A 24108-nucleotide genomic window follows, 5' to 3' on the forward strand; every position below is an offset into this window, starting at 1 on the left:
ACAATAATTTTTATTCTATTATTTGATTTTTTTTAACAAATTCCTAAATATTATTAATTAAATTATAAGCAATCTTGATGATAGGATTACAAAACCTAGTGATAAAACTAAAATAATCTGCTCTAAAATATCATGTAATTAGATTAAAAATTAACCTTATGATAGTTAATCAACAATTAACTGCATTCTTTAAGGGTAAAAAATCAACAAAAGTTAATGCAAATTAGTAATCGGCTTTGCAAAACTAAATTTAGCTTGTATTGATAATTGTTAATTGAGTATTACACAAATTTGCGTTTATCAATAATGATTGACCTGCTTTGTAATTTCTCATATTTGGCAGAAGTACTTTTACTTAACGATTATTTTTAATACGCGATATATCCTGTTTTAACTACTGCTATGACATTACCCATACAGCAAGAACGTATTATTCAATTTCTTTACAGAGATAAAAAAAACGATAAACGATTTTGCTTATAAATTCATATCCTCCTAACAGTAGAAAATATTAAAACAAAAACTTAAAATATTTATTTTGTAATATCTTTAGCACTATTTTTAAATAAGATTAAACAATTTGCTTATTCCCTTTGATAAACGATGGTGGCTAGCCATTAAATAATACCTATAAACATTATCTACTCTTTTTAACAACTTTTCTTAAACTATAGAATTATTGATTCTATTTATCACTATGATATTGCTTACTATTTTATAATTTTTTTCAAATTAAATAATCTTACAAAGTATTAAATTGGTATGTCATATAAATAGCGTTTTTCTAAGAGAGATGAAAACACTTTTCATTAAATATACTGTTTGATGATTGACAGAAAATCAAAAAAGATGATTAAAATAGAGACAAGCAATGATAAATTATTTGGACTTCAATAGGATAATATATAAATAGAGGCTTTTTCAGTCTAGGCGTTTTTAGATTTTATGGCTTTTAGAGATTTTTGAGATTTTTGAGATTTTACAGTTCACATTTACGGTATTTTCTAAATGAGGTTAATAAAATACTGTCGTTTTCAATCGTGTAGCTTCTTTTCCTGGTTTTGACCCCAGCAGGAATCGAACCTGCAATTAGCCCTTAGGAGGGGCTCGTTATATCCATTTAACTATGAGGTCATAGTGGCAAGCATTTTAATAAATTTAAACAAACATTGCCATTTAATTCATGAAAAATTTTCTATTTTGAACAAACATGATACAATCATGCCCATTCAACACTTTATCATTTTTATTCGGTAACATTATGAAAAAAAGAATAATAGGTATGATGTTTTCGGTTTTAGCACTGACAAGTTGTGCAACCTATCAGCCTGAGACAAATAGCTACAGTGACCCATTATCTGGGTTCAATAAAACTATGTTTAATGTTAACTATTATGCGCTTGATCCTTATATTTTGCGACCTGCCGCAGTTGTTTGGAAAGATTATGTACCTACACCAATACGTAAAGGGGTTGTTAATGTTTCATCTAACCTTTCTGAACCCGCATCAATGGTTAATAGTGTGCTACAAGGTGAGGGGCATGAAGCAGGCAAACATTTAGCTCGATTCTTTTTAAATACCATTTTTGGTGTTGCTGGTTTATTTGATGTAGCCGGCATGGCTGACCCACAATTACAAAAAGGTTCTAAACAAAGTTTTGGTGATGTATTAGGCCATTATGATATGCCTTATGGTCCTTATGTAGTGTTACCTTTCTATGGTTCAGCTACCCTTCGCCAAGAAGGTGGTGATATTGTTGATACCTTGTATCCACCACTTGTCTGGTTAGATTGGGAATGGGCATTAGTTCGTGGCGTATTTGATGGTATTGAAGCACGTGCTGTAGCAATTGAGTATGAAGATTTACTCAAAAGTAGTGATGACCCTTATAACTTTATGCGTAATGCTTATTTCCAACGTAATGATTTTAATGCATCTGGTGGTAAAGTTGACGAGCAAAAACAACAGCAACGCCAAGAAAGCATTAATAGCATAATTAATGATATAGATTCTCAATAAGTTTAATTAGTTACATTCGTTAAGAAGCCGCCTTGATTGGCGGTTTTTTGTGTCTTATAAAAGCTTTTTAAATGCCGTTGTAGTCTTTTACGGCAAGTTTCATTTCGGGTAGATAGCGCCAAAACCGACTTGGCATATGTTGCCGTTGCAATTTTGGATTAATACGTTCTTTGATGGTTATTGCATTGCAATACCTTAGCCACATGGTTTGAAACAGTACCTCGTCCTCGGTTAGATAATTTTGATTAACTTGACTGTTAATAATTAAATCATCTTTATCAATCAATGATACCTGTTCTATACTATTCAAATCATAGACATAACCATATTGGCGCTTTTCATCATATATTGCCCATTTTTGGTCAGCAAAGCGTTCTTTGAAAAAAGTTAGTACCAAAGGTAGCACGTTATAAATAGGACCAATTACAGAAAAGTAGATCTTTTCGCATTCTTCGTTTTCGTCATTATCTGATGCTTGTTTATAAGGTTTGTTTAGTGGATTTTTTATAGCATTAAAACGAATAAACTCTAATATACGATGACGTTCATTACTTACTTTTTTTGCAATTTCGCGCACGATTAATACATCGGGATCGGCAAAATCAGTTTCGATAGATTTTGTGGCTTTAAATACTTTGCAAATATATCGAAAGATGATTAAGTCGCTATCGGGTAATTCAGATAACCATACATACATTAATTGTCGTAAAGCAGTTTTACTCAATTTTTTGATTAATGCAACACGCACCCGTTCATACTTAAATTCACAAAATTCTACATGATGCCTATCTGTTACAAGTAGTGGTTCTACCTGTCCTGTAGCTAATAAACATTCTGGCATTTTTTTGAGTTTAAAAGCATCAAATACCGCGCATAACACACCTTCAAAGCTTTTTTCGTAATAAAACGCTAACATACGTTACCACCCCATTACGAGTTGTTGTGGTTGATAAATTGCTTTATCTTCTAACAATGGTGTATCTTGCAAAGATAGCTTGATATATTCGGCTGATGAGTCAAGTATTTTAAATTTTTTCATATCATGACAAATAATAAAAAATTGCGCGCGCTTTAATACCACTCCGATCCGTTTAAGTGCTTCAAATGTTAACCGACGATGACGCCTTGCCATAACAATTAATTTGGCAGATTTTACACCGATACCGGGCACCCGTAATATTTTTTGATAACTATCACGATTAATATCAACTGGAAAAAACTGCGGATTACGGATCGCCCAAGAAAGTTTAGGATCAACCGTTAAATCAAGATCTGGATACCTATCATTAACAATTTCATCAACATTAAAGTCATAAAATCGTAATAACCAATCGGCTTGATACAGCCTATTTTCACGTACGCGCGGTACATCTTGCACTACTGGCAAACGTTTATCATAACCGTTTACAGGAACGAATCCTGAATAATAGACTCGTTTCATGCTCGGTCGCTTATAAAGTTTGGCTGTTAGTTGTAATATCTGTTTGTCCGATTCATCGGTTGCACCAATAATCATTTGTGTGCTCTGCCCTGCTGGTACAAATTTTGGTGTAGATTTAAATTTTTTACGATCTTCAATGTTCTCAAGTAAATTTTGATGAATTTGGCGCATAGGTTGGTAGATACTTTTATGATCTTTATCTGGCGCAAGTAATTTAAGATTTTCTTCGGTTGGAATTTCTAAATTAACACTCATTCTATCAACCAATAATCCAGCTTGATTAATGAGTTCATCACTGGCACCAGGGATCGCTTTCATATGAATATAGCCATTAAAATGATGCTCAGTACGTAGAATTTTCACTACGCGGATCATGCGTTCCATAGTGTGATCAGGACTGCGCACAATACCCGAACTTATAAATAATCCTTCGATATAGTTACGGCGATAAAATTCAATGGTCAGATCAGCCAGTTCGCGCGGAGTAAAACCCGCTCGAGGAATATCGTTACTTTGTCGGTTAATACAATAAGCACAATCAAACATACAGTAATTAGTTAACATAATTTTAAGTAACGATACGCATCGCCCATCGGCAGTAAATGTGTGGCAAAGACCACTTTTGTTTGCACTACCAATGCCTTTATTTTTATTGCCACGGGTTGATCCGCTTGATGAACACGAGACATCATACTTTGCCGATTCAGCTAATATCTCAAGCTTAGTAACCATTTTTTCATTCATTTTGAACCACCATAAACTGTATTTATATACAGTATATATTAACTGTGTTAGGCTCTGCAAGTATGTTGCGATTTAATCATATTAACTTGGTAAACTTGAGTCATTAACTATCAATAATTTAATAATTTTTAATCAATGTAAAGCTAAATTTACCTGAATAATATATTAATAATCAATTAATTAATTAAAAAAGAAAGATAAAAAAATTACTCAGGTATTGTTGAGCTTACAAGTGTACGCTATAATCACACTAATTTTTGTTAGAAGCAGATAATTTAGGAGCTAAATATTGTATGAAACGCGTTGTTATAACAGGGTTAGGAATTCTTTCAAGTATTGGAAATAATACCAAAGAAGTTTTGGAATCTTTAAAAATCGGCCGTAGTGGTATTACCTTTTCACAAGAAATGAAAGATAGCGGAATGCGTAGCCATGTTTGCGGAAATGTTAAATTAGATACGACAGGCCTTATTGATCGTAAAATAGTTCGCTTTATGAATGATGCTTCAATTTATGGTTATCTTGCTTTACAACAAGCTATTGAAGACGCTAAATTAACTCCAGAACAAGTCTCTAATCCACGTACTGGTTTAATTGCAGGTTATGGCGGTTCAACTAAAACTCAATATAACGTCGTTGCAGGTATGAAAGAAAAAGGATTACGTGGTGTTGGTCCTTATGCTGTGACAAAATCAATGTCATCGGCAATTTCAGCTTGTTTAGCTACACCATTTAAAATTAAAGGTGTGAGCTATTCTATGACCTCAGCTTGTGCAACGTCTGTGCACTGTATTGGTCACGCAGCTGAACTTATTCAACTAGGTAAACAGGATATTGTTTTTGCCGGTGGTGGTGAAGAGCTTTGTTGGGAGATGTCTTGCGAATTTGACGCAATGGGTGCGCTATCAACTAAATATAACGACTGCCCAGAAAAAGCATCACGAGCTTATGATGCTAATCGTGATGGATTTGTTATTGCTGGTGGGGCGGGTATGGTTGTCGTTGAAGAGTTAGAGCATGCATTAGCCCGTGGCGCTCATATCTACGGTGAGTTAGTCGGTTATGGTGCTACATCAGATGGTTATGATATGGTTGCACCATCTGGCGAAGGGGCAATGCGTTGTATGCAACTTGCTATTCAAGATTTAGATGTGCCAGTTGATTATATCAATACTCATGGTACATCAACCCCTGTTGGTGATGTAAAAGAGTTATGGGCGATCAAACAAGTGTTTGGTGACAATATTCCAGCAATCTCATCAACTAAGTCAATGACTGGTCACTCATTAAGTGCAACAGGCGCACAAGAACTTATCTATTCATTATTAATGCTTGAGCATGGCTTTATTACACCAAGTATTAATATTGATGAATTAGACGAAGCAGCAGTTGGCATGAATATTATTACTGAACCAACCGAACGTGAATTGACAACAGTTATGTCAAATAGCTTTGGCTTTGGTGGTACTAATGCTTCAATTGTAATGAAAAAATATAAAGCTTAATTGCTCAAATTTTATCAATAAAAAACCCCAGTAATTGGTTGTCCAACTATTGGGGGTCACTTCATGAAGAACAGTTTTTTTGTGCCAATCATTGACTACATAAACACCTAGAGTACTTTACTTAAAAATAACTGGGTACGTTCGTTTTGTGGATTTTTGAAGATCTGCTCAGGTGATCCTTGCTCTTGAATAATTCCCTGATCAATAAAAATAACTCGGCTGGACATCTCTCTAGCAAAACCCATTTCGTGAGTGACAACCACCATCGTCATACCCTCTTGCGCTAATGATTTCATAACGGTTAATACTTCACCGACCAATTCAGGATCAAGCGCTGAAGTTGGTTCATCAAATAACATCACTTTAGGATCCATCATCAAAGCTCTGGCAATGGCAACACGCTGTTGTTGACCACCTGAAAGTTGACTTGGGTAAGCATCAATCTTATCAATTAGTCCGACTTTTATAAGTAAACTTTCTGCCTTGGTAATAGCATCGGTTTTGGCCATTTTTTTGACATCACGAGGTGCTAAAATCAAATTTTCTAACACAGTCATATGTGGAAACAGATTAAAACGCTGAAACACCATTCCCACAGATTCGCGCAAGCGATTGATATTGATTTTAGGGACATGAACTTTAAAGCCATTAACTTCAATTTCACCTGAGGTGATATCTTCTAACCCATTTATGCAACGCAAAAAGGTACTTTTACCCGATCCTGACGGACCAATAATTGAAATAACCTCTTTTTCTTGGATATCGCACGTTATACCTCTTAATACATGAATATCACCAAATTGCTTTTGTAGATTATTAATGTGAATCACTTTTACCTAACCTTTTTTCCATATATTGAACCAGTAATGACAGCAAAAATGTCATAGACCAGTAAATTAAAGAGATAACTAAATAAGGTTCGGTATAGACAGCATTGGCTGCACCAGCCGTTCTTGCCGCATACGCTAAATCGATCAATCCGATAGCGGAACCTAATGAAGAATCTTTTAAAATTGCAATTGCATTATTACCTAAAGGTGGAAGCATGCGTCGAAAAGCTTGTGGTAAAATTACCTTACGCATGGTGCTACCATAACTCATGCCCAGTGATCGTGCTGCTTCCATTTGTCCTTTATCAATAGATTGAATACCCGCTCTAAAGATTTCAGAAATGTAAGCTCCAGCATTTAAAGTTATTGCTAAAACACAAGAGATAAATGCGCCATATTGCACTCGTAAAAAACGCGCGGTTTCAGGTGAGATCAAATAATCAGAGACTAAAATACCCTCTCGAGGATGTAACAGAAATGGCATGATAACAAAGTACATAACCATAATTTGTACAAATAACGGTGTACCCCGAAATGCACTTACATAAATTTTAACTGGCCATTTTACTACTAATAATAAAACATATTTATAAATGCCGTGCTTCACTTCAGCAACTCGACCAAGACCTAACATTAATCCCCAAAGTGTACCAAACACCACACAAACTATCGTACAGGTGATGGTCATTATTGCCCCATCAATAAACAGAGGCAAATAATCACTAATTACTTCCCAATTAAACTGCATAAATAAAATGATCCTGTAATTGTCGATTAATTAATGGGTAGAGTTGGTACATTTTCATCAAACCATTTAGCATAAATGGTTGCATAAGTACCATTGGCAATAATTTTTTTAAGTCCTTCGTTAATACTATTAAGTAATTTATCATTACCTTTAGCAACAGCTATACCAAAATATTGAGGCTCGAAGTTTTGATCAGCAATTAGATTGAAATCTTTTCCGGGATGCATTTTAATATAGAACTTAACCACCCCAACATCACTAACCGCAGCATCAATCCCTTCTTCATAAAGATCTTGTAATAAAAGAGGCGTATTATCAAAACGCTTTATCGCTTTGCTATTCATTCCTAAAACTTTTGAAACAACCACATCTGCTGTACTACCATTTACAACGCCTACTGTTTTGGTTTTTAAATCTTCCAATGAAGTAATACTGGAGTGTGCTTGCGTTACAACAACTTGTTCAGCAGGAAAGTAAGGTAATGAGAAATCTACCGATTTTTTACGTTTATCGGTAATAGTAATACCTGAAATAATGATGTCTCGTTCACCATTGTTCAAACTGGCAAAAATACTGTCCCAAGGTGTATTAATCAATTTGATATTAAAATTTTCCATATCAGCAATTGCTTGGATGATATCAATATCAAACCCCTCTAATTGGCGTTGAGTATTTTCATATTCAAACGGACGATATGTGCCCCCCGCACCGACGACATAAGTTATATCTTTATCAGCATAACTAAAATGACTAGTGAGTAATAAAAAAGCGGATAAAATTAACGAAAAACAAGACTTAATCATGGTTATTCCTATCTTTAAATAAATGTGAAAACCATAATAGCTTTTGAGACAAATAATGCAAATTAATATTCAGATTTTATTATACTATTTACTTTTTGAAGTGCATTAAATGATTAAAAAGTAATACGTAATCTTAGCGTGAGATCTTTTTTAAACTCAACAATAAAAAATCAGGACTTTACTTAGCACTTTGTAAAGTTACTATCTCGGAGTTTTATTGCTTCATTGTTTGGATAAAAAAGGTTAATATCGAGGATGCAATAAGTGATATCACTATAAACAAAAACGCATTATTATAGCTTCATTATAACTTCCTCCAGATTGGTCAGCTATAAAGCCAATTAATTTCCTTAAGTATAATATTATCCCTAATAAGCTGACACCAAGGGTGCTAAGCTTTTCAGTGTTCTAAAACACTATGCTTTGCCATGTAATTTTGCGATCAATAACGTTTTATGTTACGCAATGTGTTACACCATGGTTACATCCATCGCTTAGGTTGCAATGGATGTAAGGTTAACTCAAATAGATGAGCGTTTATTATCAATAGTACAATTTTACTTTTGATAAATATCCCAAGCAGCTTGTAATCCAGCGCCTTGAACGGTTTTAAAACCAACACGATTTAATACCGCTTCAAAGGCGGTTAATGTTTGTAAAACACACGGTTTTCTAGCGTTATAACCCATGGTGCCAATACGCCAAACATTACCTTTAAGAGGACCAAAAGACGCACCTATTTCAATACCAAAATCATTAAGCATTAAGTTACGCACTTCTTGATCGTTAATATGTTCTGGACGTATCACCCCAACTACATTATTCATTTTATGGTTAATATCGCCAAACAATTCAAGTCCCATTGCTTGTAAACCAGCCACCATAGCCGCACCATTTATGCGATGACGTTCTATAACATTATCCAAACCTTCTTGTAATACAATGCGAGCACACTCTCTAGCAGCATAAAGCATAGAAGTAGCTTCAGTATGATGGTTAATTCGTTCTGATCCCCAATAACGAATGATCATATCAATATCGAAATAGTTGGAATAAATCATTTCATCACTGCCACTACTATCGCCTTCAGCGCGAATACCAAGTTCAACACATTTGCGTGCTTGGATGATTTCAACCATTTTTGGACTTAACGTTAAAGGAGCCACACCCGGAGGTCCACTCAAACATTTTTGCAAACTAACAGATACCCCATCAAGTTGCCATTTATCGACTTCTAAAACGTTACCGACAATTGAAGCGGTTGCATCTACGTAAGACAGCACACCATGTCTACGACAAATTTCACCAATTTTATCTAATGGTTGAAGTAATGTAGTTGATGTATCACCTTGTACACAAAGTAGCAAACGTGGCTTAATTTTTTTAATCGCATCTTCAATTACATTAGGATCGAATATTTCACCCCATGGTACTTCGATAGTATGCACATCAGCTCGGCAGCGGTGAACGATTTCACAAAGTAATAAACCAAATCGACCAAATATTGGCACCAACACTTTATCACCTGGGCGAATTGTAGACACAAGAACGGCTTCAATCCCTGCTCTGGCTGTACCATCAATAACAAAAGTTTGTTCATTTTTGGTTTTAAAAATGTCACGATATAGCGCCATCGTTTGGTTCATATAATCAGTCATAACAGGATCGAATTGACCAATTAAAGGCGCAGCCATTGCTCGCGTTACGCGTGGATCAGCATTAATTGGACCCGGTCCCATCAATAATCGAGCTGGCGGATTAATTTGATCATATTTATCTAAATCTAACATGTGATTTTCCTTTAGTTATTTCTTGTTTATTTGTTAACAATCACGTTTAGTTGTGATGAATTATTTATCTTTTTATATCAATATTTTTTAAGAAACTACTGGCTAATGGATGGTGAAATTTAAATAAATTAACAATTTCACTCATCACTTTTCCCATATGTGACTTTTTCCAAGCTAAGGATAGAGGCGATGGTTTACGTTCATTAATCACTTGGCATTCAATTAAATCACCCGAATCCAAATACTTTTGACAAACCGAACGCGGTAAAAAACCTATCCCCAGCCCTTTTAAATGACACGATAATTTAGTTGTGATATTAGGTACAATAATTTCGGATTGGCTTGGCAGTAACCATGCTACGCGTTTATTCATATGAACTGATGTATCTTCTATATTGATTGCGGGATATTTGCGTAACGTTTCGTTTGATAACGGCCCTTCTAAATGAGTGATAGGATGATTTTTTGCGGCGACAAAAACCCAATTAATTTCACCTAATGGGAAAATATTAATCATATTATCTAATGACTCCGTTCCCGTTGCGCCAATAGCAAGATGATATTCACCATGCAATAACGAATCCCAAACGCCCATATATACCTGCCGATTAAAGGTAAAATTAGTAAATGGAAATTTTTCTTGCAAATAACTTAACAGATCCGTGACAGCATCAACATCATAGAGCAAATTATTGATGGTCAGATTGATTTTGCGTTCAACACCATCGCGGATTTGATGCAGTTCTTCTGGCATGGTGGTTAACCATAGTAGCCATTGGCTACAATGTTCATAAAGATGTTGACCGGCAAGTGTTAACGATACAGTACGTGTTGTGCGTTCAAACAATTGAGTATTAAGATCGGTTTCCAATGATTTGATGCGATAGCTAATGGCAGCGGGTGTTTTAAATAACAATTTGGCTGCTTTGGAAAAACTTTTACACTCAGCAACTTTTGTGAAAGTTCGCATAGTTTCTGTATCTAACATTATTCAGTCCTTTATAACAAAACGATCAATACCCAACCAAATCCCCAATAAAAGATCGGCGCCCGATGTGTGTCCATAATTTAAAAGATTATGAATAGCACAATGGTCATACTGATGCTGATTAAGCCGTTCAATGACATCCAAAACCGATAATGAGAATTGACCTTGTAACGCATATTTTAAAAACGTAGCACTAATTGTTGTTGTCAACGTCTCTAATGGTAAAGCCTGCATTGCTGTTTTTAGTTGTTGTATTTTGGGCTTAAAACGATGATCACTGACCAGTACCGCAATCATCCCAACAATAATATCATCAAAGCTAGGCGTTAAGCCGGGACCTAAACCAATAAATTGAGTAATATCCGCATGTTGCCCCAACATTAACTGATTCAACCTTTCACACAAAATCACCAGTTCTGGTGCGGGATTATCGACAATATTTTCTCTAAGAAAACCAAAGAAACCCGTTGGGTAATCTAGCTGCATGAATCGTTGCCTAATCGCCGTTTTATCTAATTGGGTATGTAATCTACGCTTTACCGTCATATGGCAAATATGTGTGTTATAACTTAACCGAATATCACCCAGTATTAAATCACCATTAATCTGTTGTGTTATGGTTAAATGACCATTAGCTAGCCTAGATTTAATTACATCAAAATCATTAGTCTTAAGAACCCAGCCCATAGGCGATAAGCCACTGCCATAACGATGTAAAGTGAGCAATTGTTGCTGCTGATTAATTAAATTAATGGTATGTTCATGCAAACTAAATAGCGATAAGTTGCTTTTTACGGTTGGTGCATGAGCACTAATAATTAAAGGTTTAATTTGCAGTAAGCCATTTTGGGGTAATGACAAGCAATACTGCCGATCCGCATCGGCAGTGAATGATGTTGCTGTAAGTGAAGTACTTATCGCTTTTTTTAGTAATTCATTTTCTGCATAACTACATTTCATAAATTAAACTTTAAGTTTTTTAGCTAATGCCTCAAGTGCTTTTTCAAAACAGGCTAATGGAGCACGTACCGTTCCTGCACCAATTTGACCCACACCTGCCTGTTTGTGGGCAATACCCGTATTAATCAAAGGAGTGATTCCCGTTTCAACAACACGGCGAACATCAAGCCCCAAACAACATCCTTGGAAGTTCCAAGATGGAATTTGTAACAGCATGTTATGGTCAAGATAGATTTCACTCATCTCTTCAGATACTTCATATGCAACATCCGCGCCACCAGCACCAACGAAGCGAGTTACCCCTGGCGCTGCTACCATGGCAGCACCACCGATCCCAAAGGTTTCAGTAATCGCACTATCACCAATATCTGGATTGGCTTCGTTTTGTGAATAACCCGTGAAAAATAGTCCTTGCGGAGTGTTAACTGGGGCTGTAAACCATTCATCACCTAAGCCACTCACTTTAATACCAAAGTCTTTACCATTACGTGTCATAACAGTAACAATAGTACCTTCTTGAATTTTTGCTGCACTGTCCATAACCGATTTACAATACGCCATCGCTAGGTTTAAAAAGAATTGATCAGTGACACTTAAAAAGTCGAAAATTTTCGCCATTTCTGTTTTATTACGATCAAGTAAAGCTAATTTGGGTGACAAGGTTCTAAGCAATAAAGCTGAAGCTGCAATATTACGTTGGTGAAACTCATCCCCCATAGTAATGGCTTGCGCCATTAACGCAGTAAGATCAATGCCATTTTCAAATAGTTTAAGGGCATCATTTAATGCTGGTCCTAAGGACTCTTTCATCCAATGGTGACGATTAAGCACTTCCTTACCATAGGCACCAAAGCGCATGACTTTACCAATACCTTCGTTTAAATTGCAGTATGCTTGATTACCATGAGTGATGTTTTCAACAACCAACATTGGCATATTTGCCGAAGTTATTCCTCCCATTGGTCCAACTGCATTAACGCTGTGACATGGAATGAATTCAACCTTACCATTTGCCAGTAAATCTAAAGCGTGTTTTTCATCGCTCGCCCAATTTTCAAACAAACATGCACCAATGCAAGCCCCCTGCATTGGACCAGTCATATCTTGCCAAGTAATGGGAGGACCTGCATGTAATAATTTAAAACCTTGTGCTAAAGTCGGTACAGCTTCTTTCGCAGCAACTACCCCAATCCAATGTGGTCTAGCGGCTCTAATTCGCTCAATAATGGCTTGGTTTGCTTCATTAATTGCTCTATTCATACGTCAAAACCTCTTAATTTAATTTTTTTAAAATAGCCGCTAATTTTTGATTTCCGCCAGCTATTGGCGCCCATTGATAATGCACAACAGGCACATTGGATGATTGAAGATCTTCCGCAAAACTGCGCAGTCCAGCATTGATTACACTTATATGATTAAGCAATGGATATGATTTAAGTGAACCCGTTGATTTTGTTGGCGTAATTAATTTTTTAGCTAATAATACCGCTTCTGGCAAATTGTCCATTACCACAATGTTATTTTCAGTTAAGGCAGTTATTTGTTGGCTACGGCATTGTGGATCTTGCTGTGAGCCGGTTACTGTTGCAATAGCGATTAATGGATTATCGCTTGGACGCTGTGCGCAGGCCGCTTTATAACCAGCAATAATTGATTCAGCAGGATTAGGATTAGCACCATAACCAATCACCAAATCGAGTAATACTACGCCAACTGTCTTTTGTGCCCCTAACTTACTAATTTCTTGTTCACGAATTGAGGGGTCGATCATTGGATGAGGACGCCCAACAGTATAAAAATCATCACCAAGATCAATAATTTTATGACCATTTTCATCAAGCATTATGCCTTTATCATGATTTTCATTGATTGATAAATGCAACTCCTGTGCAAGTAACATCGCGGCTTCTGACGCCAACGTTCCACCCGTATACAGTCCTGAAATCGTTTGCTTGGTTACTTTTGGTAATGCGCGTGCTGCCACTTCTACTTTGGCTAGTAGACAAGCTAAACGTGCTGCTTGATCTAATGTTTTGACAAAATAGATATTCTCATCTTGTACTTTGTCGATAGCTGATCCTAAAAACAGTGCCACAATTGGCTTATTAATCAGCTTCATGGCAGTAATAACTTTTTCACGCACACTTTCAGCAGGTGGTTTTGAAATAAAAGTAATGACTTGACTTTGCTCATCTGCAGCGAGCATCTTTAAGGCTGTCAGAGCACTTATTCCCCCTACCTCTTGTGATAAATCGCGCCCGCCCAAACCAATAGCTTGCGTAATACCTTGGTTTAATAAAGCAATTTGTGAGATGACTTCTTGAATACCTGTACCCGATGCACCAATTACACCAATATTCCCCTTGGGAATTACATTTGCAAAAGCTAGCGGTGCACCAGCAATAATAGCCGTACCACAATCAGGCCCCATCACAATCAAATCTTTACTCGAAGCCTTAGTTTTTAGGCGAATTTCATCATTCACAGGCACATTATCGGAAAATATCATGACATTTTTATTATCATCTATGGCTTGTTCGGCAAGTTCTGCTGCGTATTCACCAGCAATCGATATCAAAACTAAATTAGCATCAGGTAATTTTTGGGTCGCGCTAGCATAACGCCTTGCTTTAAGTAATTTACTGCCACCTTGTTGTTGCTGGGCGATATTTTTTAAAGCATCTTCAAGCTGTGCACTGATTAAATCCACAACATTAATTGAATCGTTATGCGTTTTAATAGCAACGCAAATATCATTGGGTGTTGCATCATTAAACTTATCACTCCAAAAACCCGTTGCTGTAAGCAAGGATTTATTGGCTGGAGTCCCCATCATGACAGAAACCTCATCAACTTCATCAAGATTACTCAGTTTTTTTGAAATTAACATTAAACTGACTGAATCTTGAAAGCTCCCTTTTTTTATGAAAGATTGAATCATGAGAATTGCCTCTCAATTATTTAGTAATTATTTATTTTTAAATATGCAATAAATCTAAAATGATAGATATCGATTACAAATGGTATTTACTATAAGTCGATAAATCGTTATACCTTTATCTATCAAATTTAAAATCACACGCTATTTATATATTACGAAAAAAACGGCGAATAAATAGGTTAAATGTCACAATTCAATAACTTATTATCAGAAAAAATTTACATAAAAATCATAATGATACTTGATTATTAAAAAATTTTTTATAATAGTAACTTATTAATTTAATTAAATTTTATAAAACTAAAAAAGAGTGTTTGATCACATTATTATTTGCTATTAATAGTATGTTACTTAGCAAACATAACCAGAATAATTCTTAAGAATAGAAAGATTAAAAACAGGTAGATGCTTATGAAAATCTTATATGATGATGTGGCAAACGCAGTGGAATGGATATCAAGTTTTGGGGGACTAGAACAAGGTGGAACCACGCGTTTACTTTATACGCCTCAATGGCTGGCAGCACAAAATGCATTGAAAGAACGCATGACCAATATCGGTATGCAAAGCTATTTTGATGATATTGGCAATTTATATGGTCGCTTTGAAGGTAGTAAATATAAAGATCAGATCATTATGTCAGGTTCGCATGTTGATACAGTTGTCAATGGTGGAAAGTTAGATGGGCAACTCGGTATTATTGCCGCCTTACTTGCCATGCAATACCTAAAAGAAAACTATGGTCAACCTCTTCGTACACTTGAGATTATCTCAATGGCTGAAGAAGAAGGCAGCCGTTTTCCATATGTATTTTGGGGCAGTAAAAATGTTTTTGCGATTGCAAACAAAAAAGATGTTGAAAATATCACTGATGTGGAAGGCGTCAGATTTGTTGATGCCATGCAAGCCTGCGGATTTCAATTCAGTACTCAACCTGCACGCAGCGATATCAAAGCTTTTCTAGAAATTCATATAGAGCAAGGCGGCGTACTTGAAAAAGAACAAAAAAGCATTGGAGTTGTGACCAGTATTGTCGGTCAGCGCCGTTATAACATCAGACTGATTGGAGAAGCCAACCATGCAGGCACGACTCCAATGGGATACCGTAAAGATGCGGTGTATGCCTTTAGTCGTATATGTCATGAATCCATTAATAAAGCACTAAAAATAGGTGATCCACTCGTGCTTACTTTTGGTCATGTTGAACCAAAACCCAATGTGGTTAACGTTTTACCAGGTGAAGTGCTATTTACCATGGATTGTCGCCATACCAATAAATCCGAATTAATTGGATTTACTGAAGAAATCGAAGCCGATATGGTGCGTATTGCCAAAGAGCTAGGGCTTGAAATTGAAATAAATTGCTGGATGGATGAAGATCCCATTCCAATGAACGACAAATTAATCCATATGTTAGAAGACATCTGCAAAGAAGAAAAGCTCAGCTATCGTGTAATGCACAGCGGTGCAGGTCATGATTCACAAATTTTTGCGCCACGAGTACCTACCGCTATGCTGTTTGTACCAAGTATCAAAGGCATTAGCCACAATACCGCCGAAGATACCAAAACTGAAGATTTAGTCGAAGGTATCAAAGCGTTAACCTATGCCCTTTATAAATTAGCTTACCAAGAGTAATGAGGAGTTGACATGACAACCGTTGACACAACAGCCAAAACAGGTGGTATCCAATACTGGCATAAAATCGTGGTATTATTATGCCTTGGTTGGACAGTGATGTGGATCTATCGTCCTGTTCTAACCGCTATTTTTCCAGAAGTTCAACAAACTATAGGTCCGCAATCCAATACTGAGTTAGGTTTAATTGCTAGTTGCTATTTTTTTGCTTATACCGCTATGCAAATCCCAGCAGGGATGTTAGTTGATAAGTTTGGTAAAAAAGCAGTGGTGATTCCTGGTTTCTTATTATTTACCATCGCCGCTTTAATCATTGGTAATGCACATTCTATTATGATGATTTATGTTGGTAGTTTATTAGCTGGCTTAGGTTGTGGCTCTTATTATGGTTCGGCTTGGTCACTTTCAGCTGAAAATATCCCATCTGAACATCGTGGCTTTGCTTCAGCTATAATCAATACTGGCTCAGCTTTAGGGATGGGTATAAGTTTACTGGCAACCAGCTTTTTAGTTAAATCATGGGGTATGCCATGGGAATACATGCTCTATATTATTGCTGCGCTGTTACTTTGTTTAGTTGCAGGCTTTGCTATTATCATCAAAGAACAACCAAAGCTTAAACAAGCAGTTCAAAATGACACAACGAATAACCAAACGACAACATCGCCAATTAAATCTGACCAAAAACATAGTTTCTTTAGTATTGAAATGATTGCCTCTTACATTATGTATTTTGCAACATGTTATGGCTACTACATGATTGTCAGTTGGTTACCAAACTTTTTAGAAACTGAACGCGGCTTTACGGGAGGCAGTATTGGCTCAGCATCATCATTGGTCGCTTTTGCAGCTATTCCGGGAGCATTAATCATTAGTAAAATATCCGATAAATTTAGAAGTAAACGTCTATTGTTTATTATCGTATTAGAACTGATTGCTGCTGGAACCTTATTTATTACCGTACAATCTGCAACCATCACTTTTTTACTTGCGGGATTAATCTTTTATGGGTTATTTGGCAAACTGACTGTCGAACCAATATTGATTTCACATGTTGCCGAAACCGCACCAAAAACCAATTATGGTACCTCCTTTGGTGTCTTTAATTTCTTTGGCATGAGTTCGTCAGTGATTGCACCACCGCTAACGGGTTATTTAGCCGATCTTACTGGCACTAAAATCACTGGTTTTTACGTAGCCATAGTTATATTGATCGTTGCTACGCTGATCTTCACGCTGATTAACTCGAAAAAAAAGGCTAACAACCAATAAACACCATTACCGGTGAGATGCCTATGACCGGTTAAACCAATATAAACAATGACTGCTTTTTACAAGTTGGGATTGCTATTACCTAAATAACGATAAACAGATAGTTTAATAACCAAAAAGTTACGTAAAAACAGCAGTATGTTACAAGGAGAATAAAAATGGGGTATATCAATAATAATACTGGTTATCCAAAAGATCTGCTTGCATCCAGAGCCATTATTAAACGCCATAACTACGCATTGATACCGCCAGATGGGTTAGTCAAAAATATCATTCCAGGTTTTGAAAACTGTGATATCACAATTCTATCCACACCCAAATTAGGGGCATCATTTGTCGATTATCTTATTACTATGCATCAAGATGGTAAAAATTTACAAGGTTTTGGCGGTAAAGAGATAGAAGTATTTGTCTATGTGATCAGTGGCGAAGTAAAGGCGAAAGCTGACGATCAAGTCTTTAGTCTAAAAACGGGTGGTTATGTTTATTGTCCAGCAGGAATTAAATTGTATTTGCAAAATGACACTGTTTTATCTCGATTATTTTTGTATAAACGTCGTTATATACCGCTCGCTGGTTATCAAGCACGTATAGTAAGCAATCATGTCGAAAAACTGGATTGTATCTGTTATGAAGATATGGATAACGTCTTTGTGCAAGATCTCCTGCCTAAAGAACTTGGTTTTGACATGAACTTTCATATATTAACTTTCAAACCTGGTGCGAGCCATGGTTATATTGAAACCCATGTCCAAGAACATGGCGCGTATTTGCTTAGTGGCGAAGGCATGTACTTGCTTGATAATGAGTGGATACCTGTCAAAAAAGATGATTATATTTTTATGGGCGCTTATGCACTGCAAGCTTGTTATTCGGTTGGTAAAGAACCATTGAGCTATATCTATTCTAAAGATTGCCATCGAGATATAGAAATATAAACAAAATACAAGACACTAAAAATCATTATCAAGGAAACAAAATGGAACTTATTGTCATTGCGTTAGGTGGTAATGCCATTGCCAAACGCAATCAACCTTTAACCGTCGATAATCAATATGAAAATATTGATACAACAACAAAAATTATTGCCAAACTTGCGGGTAAATACCGCTTAGTTGTCGTACATGGTAATGGACCACAAGTAGGATTATTGGCTTTGCAAAATCAAGCTTATTCTCAAGTACCAGCCTATCCCCTAGATATTTTAGTTGCCCAAACCCAAGGCATGCTAGGTTATATGATTGGGCGCAGTTTGCAACAACACAACAATATTAATAAAGTTGTGACGGTATTAACACAAGTCGAAGTGGATGAGCATGATCCCTCGTTTAGTCAACCAACTAAATTTATCGGGCCTATTTATCAATCCGATCAACAGCAACAATTACAAGCACAATATGGTTGGACATTTAAAAGAGATGGTCAATATATTCGCCGAGTAGTTCCATCACCAAAACCAAAAACAATACTCGAAATTGACACCATACAACAACTGCTGACCGATGATGCCATTGTGATATGTAACGGTGGTGGTGGTATACCAGTAATTAAAGATGTGAATGGTTACAAAGGTATTGAAGCAGTGATCGATAAAGATCACTCAGCTGCAATACTTGCAATTCAGCTTAAAGCCGATCATCTGATGATCTTAACAGATGCCGATGCCGTTTATGAAAACTGGGGCACACCTGATCAAACCGCATTACGCCATGTCACCCCTGAACGACTAAAACCGTTAGCGGTTGACGATGGTGCAATGGGTCCAAAAGTAAAATCTGTAATTGAATTTGTCGAAAAGACGGGAAACAGAGCTTACATCGGTACATTAACCGATATTGAAGCGTTATTAGATACCACTAAAGGCACCATTGTCAGCCCATCAAATCAACAAAGTAATGAGTGAATAGACATATCTGGAAAAGATAGGAGTTTTAATATGAGAGTTGATAGACAAACCTTACATCATTTAATCGCCAAAAAATTACATAAAGCGGGTTTAACAAGCGAACACGCGGATATTGCTGCTGATGCCCTAACTTTTGCTGATGCTCGTGGCATCCATTCGCATGGCGCGGTGCGCGTTGAATATTATGCTGAACGTATTGCCAAAGGTGGAATGACACATAACCCTAATGTCACGTACCAAGAGACAGGCCCAGCCAGTGGCATATTGGATTTCGACAATGGGTGTGGTTTAGTGGCCGCTAAAGTAGGCATGGATAAAGCGATTGCTATGGCGAAAAAAAATGGTATTGCAGTGGTAGGTATTCGTCGTATGTCACACAGTGGTTCACTTTGTTATTTTACCGAAATGGCCGCTGAACAAAATTTAATTGCGGTATCGATGTGCCAATCCGATCCAATGGCGGTACCTTATGGTGGCGCAGAAGAATTTTTTGGTACGAACCCTATCGCCTTTGCTGCACCAACAGCCGATAATCGTCTTGTTTCGTTTGATATGGCTACCACAGTACAAGCTTGGGGGAAAATATTGTATGCCAAATCCAAAGGTGTGCCAATTCCACCGACTTGGGCAGTTGACGAACAAGGTGAACCAACAACCGATCCACACAAAGTCAATGCTCTATTACCAATAGCGGATGCCAAAGGTTATGGGCTAATGATGATGGTGGATGTGTTGTCAGGCATTTTATTAGGTGTACCATTTGGCAAAAACGTCTCATCCATGTATGCCGACTTGTCTAAAGGACGCGATCTTGGACATTTGCATATTGTTATCAATCCTGATTATTTTATCGGTCTTGAAACGTTCAAAAAGAACATGTCAGCCATGCTGGATCAACTAAAACACGTTAAACCCGCCAAAGGAAATAGTGAAGTCTTTTTTCCTGGTGAACGAGGCAAAAAACGTGAAGCGGATTACTTAAAAAATGGGATAGAAATTGTAGATGAAATTTACAACTACTTAATAAGTGATGCTATCCATTACAATCGATATGATCACAAAAATAAGTTTGCAGAATAAAAATTCCCCCTGAGTAGGCATGGGGTATGAAGATTGACTTTCCAGAACTTTCTTAATAAAGAATCCCTGTATAAACAGGGAACAGAGGATAGGATTAGTACAGAATCAATTCCATTACGGTTTATCCTTGTGTGTACAGGGAACATTAGCAGGATAGGTAGCGCACCAAATTCGATCACGGTTTATCCCTGTGTGTACAGGGAACATCTGTTTTAACACCTATCGCGGTGAATGTAACGCGGTTTATCCCTGTGTATACAGGGAACACCGTCCGCCGAAATAGAAATGACCACGTCAGGTCGGTTTATCCCTGTGTATACAGGGAACACACAACAAAATCAAACCACGACTATTTAAGGCGCGGTTTATCCCTGTGTATACAGGGAACACATACGTTCAGCACATGAATAACCTGATTTGAACGGTTTATCCCTGTGTATACAGGGAACACTTGGCGACCGTTATTGGTTTAAATGAGGCAATCGGTTTATCCCTGTGTATACAGGGAACACACCCATAATTTTTACCTCATGAATTATTAATGCGGTTTATCCCTGTGTATACAGGGAACACATTTAAAACTGAGCCATTTAGCATGTCGATAACGGTTTATCCCTGTGTATACAGGGAACACTCCAATTATAACATACTGTTTTATAATTAAAATATTGACCACCAAATTTCTACCGATTTTTTTGGCTATTTTTTATCAAAATCTGTATTTATAACACTATGTTTTTATTTAATTAATTAAAATTGATGGAAATTAAAATTCGATTCTACGGAATTCTACCAATAAATTCATATTTTTCATGCAATTAAATAAATGATAAACAATGAAATATAGAATTGCGATTATTTGAATAGCAAAAAAATGCTATGTAATATTGACGCATCCCCCGATTTATCCCTGTGTGTAGGGAACATCAGACATGTGACGATGGGGGAATAACATGGCGCGGTTTATCCCTGTGAATACAGGGAATACAAAAAACCGTATATTATTATAGATAAGTGATAAATTAATGCATATGCCAATAACCTTAATTAGGTTAATTTACAAATAAAGCTGTTTTATCTATATGTATAAGAAATACTTTTCTAGACTAATCTAACGTAGAAATTAGTCTGTTTAAAATTGGATCGTTTCAGGCCTTTTTTATGGATTAGGCATTGTAAATTCTATGTATTCTTCTTTGTATTCTTCAAAGATATACGCCACAGCGTCTAAAGTCTCATACATATAATCTAGATCATTATCAAATTTTTTTTCATCTAACTTACCAGGATTTCTAATATCAAATTCTTTAAAACTCAAGTAAACATATTCAAAAAAATCTTTTGGAGTGTCCCCTACTTTTAGTTGACTCATATTATTCATTGTCATTTCAAAAAACTTCTGGAAATAACTGTCAGTAGTCACACAATCTTTTAACACAGGAAATCTAACATTATCTTTTGTACCTAAACAGATCAAGTCTAATTCACTTCCCTTTTTGATATTCGCAGCATCATCTTTATTTTTTAATTCGATGGAAACTAATTCAGATTGATTATCACCATTTACAACAATATATTGATTGCCATTTAAATCCGTTTTAACTTCTGATGCTTGTGTTATAATATTAACCAGTTGTTTACCGTATTTTTTTTCGTATTTAGTCTGATCTTTACTGAATTCTTCATTAAGAATTGATGCAGATACCCTTAATATTTTTTCACCAATCACTGATTCATCGGGTGTTCTAAAAGCAGCAATATCATCATTTATAACCACCGCAGTAAATTTTTTTGCATTATCATTAGCAAATACGTTGAAACCGATCAAAGTTAATATTGAAATAGCAATTAATTTTTTCATTCCTTACTTCCATTTATCATTGAATAATAACAGATGATAAAATAATTAAATTTTTTAATACTTTAAATTTCATTTTGGGTAATAGTATTTTATTTAGATGATTTGGGCAATAAAAAACCGCCGAAGAAGTTAAGTGAATAACTTATTAATTCCTTTTGAAAAGAAAGCTTTTTCTAGACTATTTTATGGAAAGGGATCGTAATATTCAGTTATAAACAAAACAAATTCTGTAAGCGCTATTTAGCATTATCAGTGAAATAACTAGGTATTTATGAGGTTAATTGCTTCTTCATATTAATAAGTGAAAATTCATTTACTTTATACTTTTACCATGCAATCCTTAAAAAAACTCATTAATCAGTCAAATCTGTGTCATATAAATAATACTTAGAAACCATTCTATCCTTAGAAAGTTAACAACTTCTAATCTAATATGATTTGTCCCTGTGCATACAGGGAACATCCATCTTCATTGATGTATTGGGTAGACCATTGCGGTTTATCCCTGTGTGTACAGGGAACACGCGTTTATGTCTGAGGGGTATGCTGCGCTAAAACGGTTTATCCCTGTGTGTACAGGGAACACCAGCCTGTCGATCTGGTTATTTCTATGTCGCCCGGTTTATCCCTGTGTGTACAGGGAACACGACAAATCCAGACTACGCCCTCTTGTCAGAATCGGTTTATCCCTGTGTGTACAGGGAACACATTATTTGCCATTTATATCGAACCTCATTTAACGGTTTATCCCTGTGTGTACAGGGAACACATTAAGATGAATTGTGACATAAGACTCAACACCGGTTTATCCCTGTGTGTACAGGGAACACACAACAAAATAAAACCACGACTATTCAAGGCGCGGTTTATCCCTGTGTGTACAGGGAACACACCAATTATAACATACTGTTTTATAATTAAAATAATGAACACCAAATTTCTACCGATTTTTTAGGCTATTTTTTATCAAAATCAGCATTTATAACACTATGTTTTTATTTAATTAATTAAAATTGATGGAAATTAAAATTAGATTCTACGGAATTCCACCAATAAATTTATATTTTTCATGCAATTAAATAAATGATAAACAATGAAATATAGAATTGCGATTATTTAAATAGCTAAAAAATACTATGTAACTTTGATGCATAGCCTGTTTATCCTTGTGTGTACAAGGAACATTTATCATAACTTATTATTTATTAATTAAAATAATTAAGTATAAATTTCTACCAACTTTTTTACTGTTTTTTTGCATGATTTTATTGAAATGTTTTTAATGTTTTGTTGTTATCAAAATGACTCTTTTTTTGGAGTTGTTTTCTTATTTTGCTCGGTTACAAAATTTTCATAGGTTAGATTCAAGTTGTGTTTTTTAGTTCATATAATTTCAGTAATTTTGCGTAATCCAATATATTTTTTTAATGAAAATAATTTTATAAGCGCTGTTATTTGTGATCTATTACTCAATATTAAAAATAAACGTTTATGTCAGCTCAACATGGTATTTTGTCTATAATCATAGATTTAAAATAAATTATTTATTGATTTTTATACTGAAACGTATAGGTAACCTGA

18 protein-coding genes, 1 tRNA gene and 2 CRISPR repeat arrays are annotated in these 24108 nt (G+C 35.8%); of the genes, 7 read left to right on the plus strand and 12 right to left on the minus strand.

Annotation, left to right across the window (positions count from 1 at the left end; all coding sequences use genetic code 11):
- Positions 1–1062: 1062 nt before the first annotated feature.
- Positions 1063–1134, minus strand: a tRNA-Arg gene (locus AC5LW9_RS09960).
- Between the two features lie 127 nt (positions 1135–1261).
- Between AC5LW9_RS09960 and AC5LW9_RS09965 the strand changes: the two genes are divergently transcribed.
- The gene (locus tag AC5LW9_RS09965; RefSeq protein ID WP_198229098.1) at positions 1262–2020 is read left to right on the plus strand and encodes an MlaA family lipoprotein; all 759 of its coding nucleotides are present in this window, start codon (positions 1262–1264) and stop codon (positions 2018–2020) included.
- A gap of 67 nt (positions 2021–2087) precedes the next feature.
- On the opposite strand, the gene AC5LW9_RS09970 is transcribed toward AC5LW9_RS09965, so the two are convergent.
- Together AC5LW9_RS09970 and AC5LW9_RS09975 are read right to left on the minus strand one after the other, a co-directional pair.
- Positions 2088–2936 carry a TIGR03915 family putative DNA repair protein gene (locus tag AC5LW9_RS09970; RefSeq protein ID WP_493455820.1) on the minus strand — a complete coding sequence of 283 codons (849 nt, stop codon included), beginning with the start codon at positions 2934–2936 and terminating at the stop codon, positions 2088–2090.
- A gap of 3 nt (positions 2937–2939) precedes the next feature.
- Positions 2940–4205: a putative DNA modification/repair radical SAM protein gene (locus tag AC5LW9_RS09975; RefSeq protein ID WP_493455821.1), complete on the minus strand. Its 1266-nt coding sequence runs from the start codon at positions 4203–4205 to the stop codon at positions 2940–2942.
- A 293-nt stretch (positions 4206–4498) separates the two neighbouring features.
- Here AC5LW9_RS09975 and fabB point away from each other — a divergent pair, with 293 nt between their 5' ends.
- Complete coding sequence (gene fabB / locus AC5LW9_RS09980) at positions 4499–5710, plus strand: beta-ketoacyl-ACP synthase I (protein WP_110454832.1); 1212 nt, start codon at positions 4499–4501, stop codon at positions 5708–5710.
- Positions 5711–5817: 107 nt separating this feature from the next.
- On the opposite strand, the gene AC5LW9_RS09985 is transcribed toward fabB, so the two are convergent.
- The 8 genes from AC5LW9_RS09985 to fdrA all read right to left on the minus strand — a co-directional run bounded on the left by AC5LW9_RS09985 (position 5818) and on the right by fdrA (position 14770).
- Positions 5818–6540 carry an amino acid ABC transporter ATP-binding protein gene (locus AC5LW9_RS09985; protein WP_198229095.1) on the minus strand — a complete coding sequence of 241 codons (723 nt, stop codon included), beginning with the start codon at positions 6538–6540 and terminating at the stop codon, positions 5818–5820.
- Positions 6527–7288: an amino acid ABC transporter permease gene (locus AC5LW9_RS09990; RefSeq protein WP_493455822.1), complete on the minus strand. Its 762-nt coding sequence runs from the start codon at positions 7286–7288 to the stop codon at positions 6527–6529. The genes AC5LW9_RS09985 and AC5LW9_RS09990 overlap by 14 nt, the downstream gene beginning before the upstream one ends.
- A gap of 26 nt (positions 7289–7314) precedes the next feature.
- The gene (locus AC5LW9_RS09995; protein ID WP_198236913.1) at positions 7315–8091 is read right to left on the minus strand and encodes a basic amino acid ABC transporter substrate-binding protein; all 777 of its coding nucleotides are present in this window, start codon (positions 8089–8091) and stop codon (positions 7315–7317) included.
- A 557-nt stretch (positions 8092–8648) separates the two neighbouring features.
- Entirely contained in the window at positions 8649–9881 is a 1233-nt protein-coding gene (locus AC5LW9_RS10000; protein ID WP_493455823.1) for a pyridoxal-phosphate-dependent aminotransferase family protein, read from the minus strand.
- 64 nt (positions 9882–9945) lie between these two features.
- Positions 9946–10869 carry an HTH-type transcriptional activator AllS gene (gene allS / locus AC5LW9_RS10005; RefSeq protein ID WP_198229091.1) on the minus strand — a complete coding sequence of 308 codons (924 nt, stop codon included), beginning with the start codon at positions 10867–10869 and terminating at the stop codon, positions 9946–9948.
- Positions 10870–10872: 3 nt separating this feature from the next.
- Entirely contained in the window at positions 10873–11829 is a 957-nt protein-coding gene (locus tag AC5LW9_RS10010; protein ID WP_493455824.1) for an oxamate carbamoyltransferase subunit AllH family protein, read from the minus strand.
- 3 nt (positions 11830–11832) lie between these two features.
- The gene (locus tag AC5LW9_RS10015) at positions 11833–13089 is read right to left on the minus strand and encodes a YlbE family protein (RefSeq protein WP_493455825.1); all 1257 of its coding nucleotides are present in this window, start codon (positions 13087–13089) and stop codon (positions 11833–11835) included.
- A 13-nt stretch (positions 13090–13102) separates the two neighbouring features.
- The gene (gene fdrA, locus AC5LW9_RS10020; RefSeq protein WP_493455826.1) at positions 13103–14770 is read right to left on the minus strand and encodes an acyl-CoA synthetase FdrA; all 1668 of its coding nucleotides are present in this window, start codon (positions 14768–14770) and stop codon (positions 13103–13105) included.
- Positions 14771–15181: 411 nt separating this feature from the next.
- Between fdrA and allC the strand changes: the two genes are divergently transcribed.
- The 5 genes from allC (at position 15182) to allD (ending at position 20666) form a co-directional block, all read left to right on the plus strand.
- The gene (gene allC / locus AC5LW9_RS10025; protein WP_493455827.1) at positions 15182–16408 is read left to right on the plus strand and encodes an allantoate deiminase; all 1227 of its coding nucleotides are present in this window, start codon (positions 15182–15184) and stop codon (positions 16406–16408) included.
- Between the two features lie 12 nt (positions 16409–16420).
- Positions 16421–17680, plus strand: coding sequence for an MFS transporter (locus AC5LW9_RS10030; protein WP_411635854.1), 1260 nt, complete (start codon positions 16421–16423; stop codon positions 17678–17680).
- A 158-nt stretch (positions 17681–17838) separates the two neighbouring features.
- Positions 17839–18618, plus strand: coding sequence for a (S)-ureidoglycine aminohydrolase (gene allE / locus AC5LW9_RS10035; protein ID WP_493455828.1), 780 nt, complete (start codon positions 17839–17841; stop codon positions 18616–18618).
- A 41-nt stretch (positions 18619–18659) separates the two neighbouring features.
- On the plus strand, positions 18660–19583 hold the full coding sequence (locus tag AC5LW9_RS10040) for a carbamate kinase (RefSeq protein WP_493455829.1): 924 nt from the start codon (positions 18660–18662) through the stop codon (positions 19581–19583).
- Between the two features lie 33 nt (positions 19584–19616).
- Positions 19617–20666, plus strand: a complete 1050-nt coding sequence (gene allD, locus AC5LW9_RS10045) for an ureidoglycolate dehydrogenase (RefSeq protein WP_065738921.1) — start codon at positions 19617–19619, stop codon at positions 20664–20666.
- A 117-nt stretch (positions 20667–20783) separates the two neighbouring features.
- A CRISPR array of direct repeats spans positions 20784–21300; the repeat unit is 29 nt; unit sequence CGGTTTATCCCTGTGTATACAGGGAACAC.
- A 525-nt stretch (positions 21301–21825) separates the two neighbouring features.
- Here allD and AC5LW9_RS10050 read toward each other — a convergent pair.
- Positions 21826–22527, minus strand: a complete 702-nt coding sequence (locus tag AC5LW9_RS10050; RefSeq protein WP_493455830.1) for an OB-fold protein — start codon at positions 22525–22527, stop codon at positions 21826–21828.
- Between the two features lie 495 nt (positions 22528–23022).
- Positions 23023–23418: a CRISPR direct-repeat array (repeat unit 29 nt; unit sequence CGGTTTATCCCTGTGTGTACAGGGAACAC).
- The last annotated feature ends 690 nt before the right edge of the window (positions 23419–24108 follow it).

The organism is Gilliamella sp. LMG 34360 (assembly GCF_984568995.1).

Bases quoted from the DNA above. Each gene is read 5' to 3' on its own strand.
- AC5LW9_RS09975 (WP_493455821.1), bottom strand. From the start codon at position 4,205: ATGAATGAAAAAATGGTTACTAAGCTTGAGATATTAGCTGAATCGGCA.
- fdrA (WP_493455826.1), bottom strand. From the start codon at position 14,770: ATGATTCAATCTTTCATAAAAAAAGGGAGCTTTCAAGATTCAGTCAGT.
- AC5LW9_RS10010 (WP_493455824.1), bottom strand. From the start codon at position 11,829: ATGAAATGTAGTTATGCAGAAAATGAATTACTAAAAAAAGCGATAAGT.
- AC5LW9_RS10050 (WP_493455830.1), bottom strand. From the start codon at position 22,527: ATGAAAAAATTAATTGCTATTTCAATATTAACTTTGATCGGTTTCAAC.
- allS (WP_198229091.1), bottom strand. From the start codon at position 10,869: ATGTTAGATACAGAAACTATGCGAACTTTCACAAAAGTTGCTGAGTGT.
- AC5LW9_RS10030 (WP_411635854.1), top strand. From the start codon at position 16,421: ATGACAACCGTTGACACAACAGCCAAAACAGGTGGTATCCAATACTGG.
- allC (WP_493455827.1), top strand. From the start codon at position 15,182: ATGAAAATCTTATATGATGATGTGGCAAACGCAGTGGAATGGATATCA.
- allD (WP_065738921.1), top strand. From the start codon at position 19,617: ATGAGAGTTGATAGACAAACCTTACATCATTTAATCGCCAAAAAATTA.
- allE (WP_493455828.1), top strand. From the start codon at position 17,839: ATGGGGTATATCAATAATAATACTGGTTATCCAAAAGATCTGCTTGCA.
- AC5LW9_RS09995 (WP_198236913.1), bottom strand. From the start codon at position 8,091: ATGATTAAGTCTTGTTTTTCGTTAATTTTATCCGCTTTTTTATTACTC.
- AC5LW9_RS10015 (WP_493455825.1), bottom strand. From the start codon at position 13,089: ATGAATAGAGCAATTAATGAAGCAAACCAAGCCATTATTGAGCGAATT.
- AC5LW9_RS09965 (WP_198229098.1), top strand. From the start codon at position 1,262: ATGAAAAAAAGAATAATAGGTATGATGTTTTCGGTTTTAGCACTGACA.
- AC5LW9_RS09970 (WP_493455820.1), bottom strand. From the start codon at position 2,936: ATGTTAGCGTTTTATTACGAAAAAAGCTTTGAAGGTGTGTTATGCGCG.
- AC5LW9_RS10040 (WP_493455829.1), top strand. From the start codon at position 18,660: ATGGAACTTATTGTCATTGCGTTAGGTGGTAATGCCATTGCCAAACGC.
- AC5LW9_RS10000 (WP_493455823.1), bottom strand. From the start codon at position 9,881: ATGTTAGATTTAGATAAATATGATCAAATTAATCCGCCAGCTCGATTA.
- fabB (WP_110454832.1), top strand. From the start codon at position 4,499: ATGAAACGCGTTGTTATAACAGGGTTAGGAATTCTTTCAAGTATTGGA.
- AC5LW9_RS09990 (WP_493455822.1), bottom strand. From the start codon at position 7,288: ATGCAGTTTAATTGGGAAGTAATTAGTGATTATTTGCCTCTGTTTATT.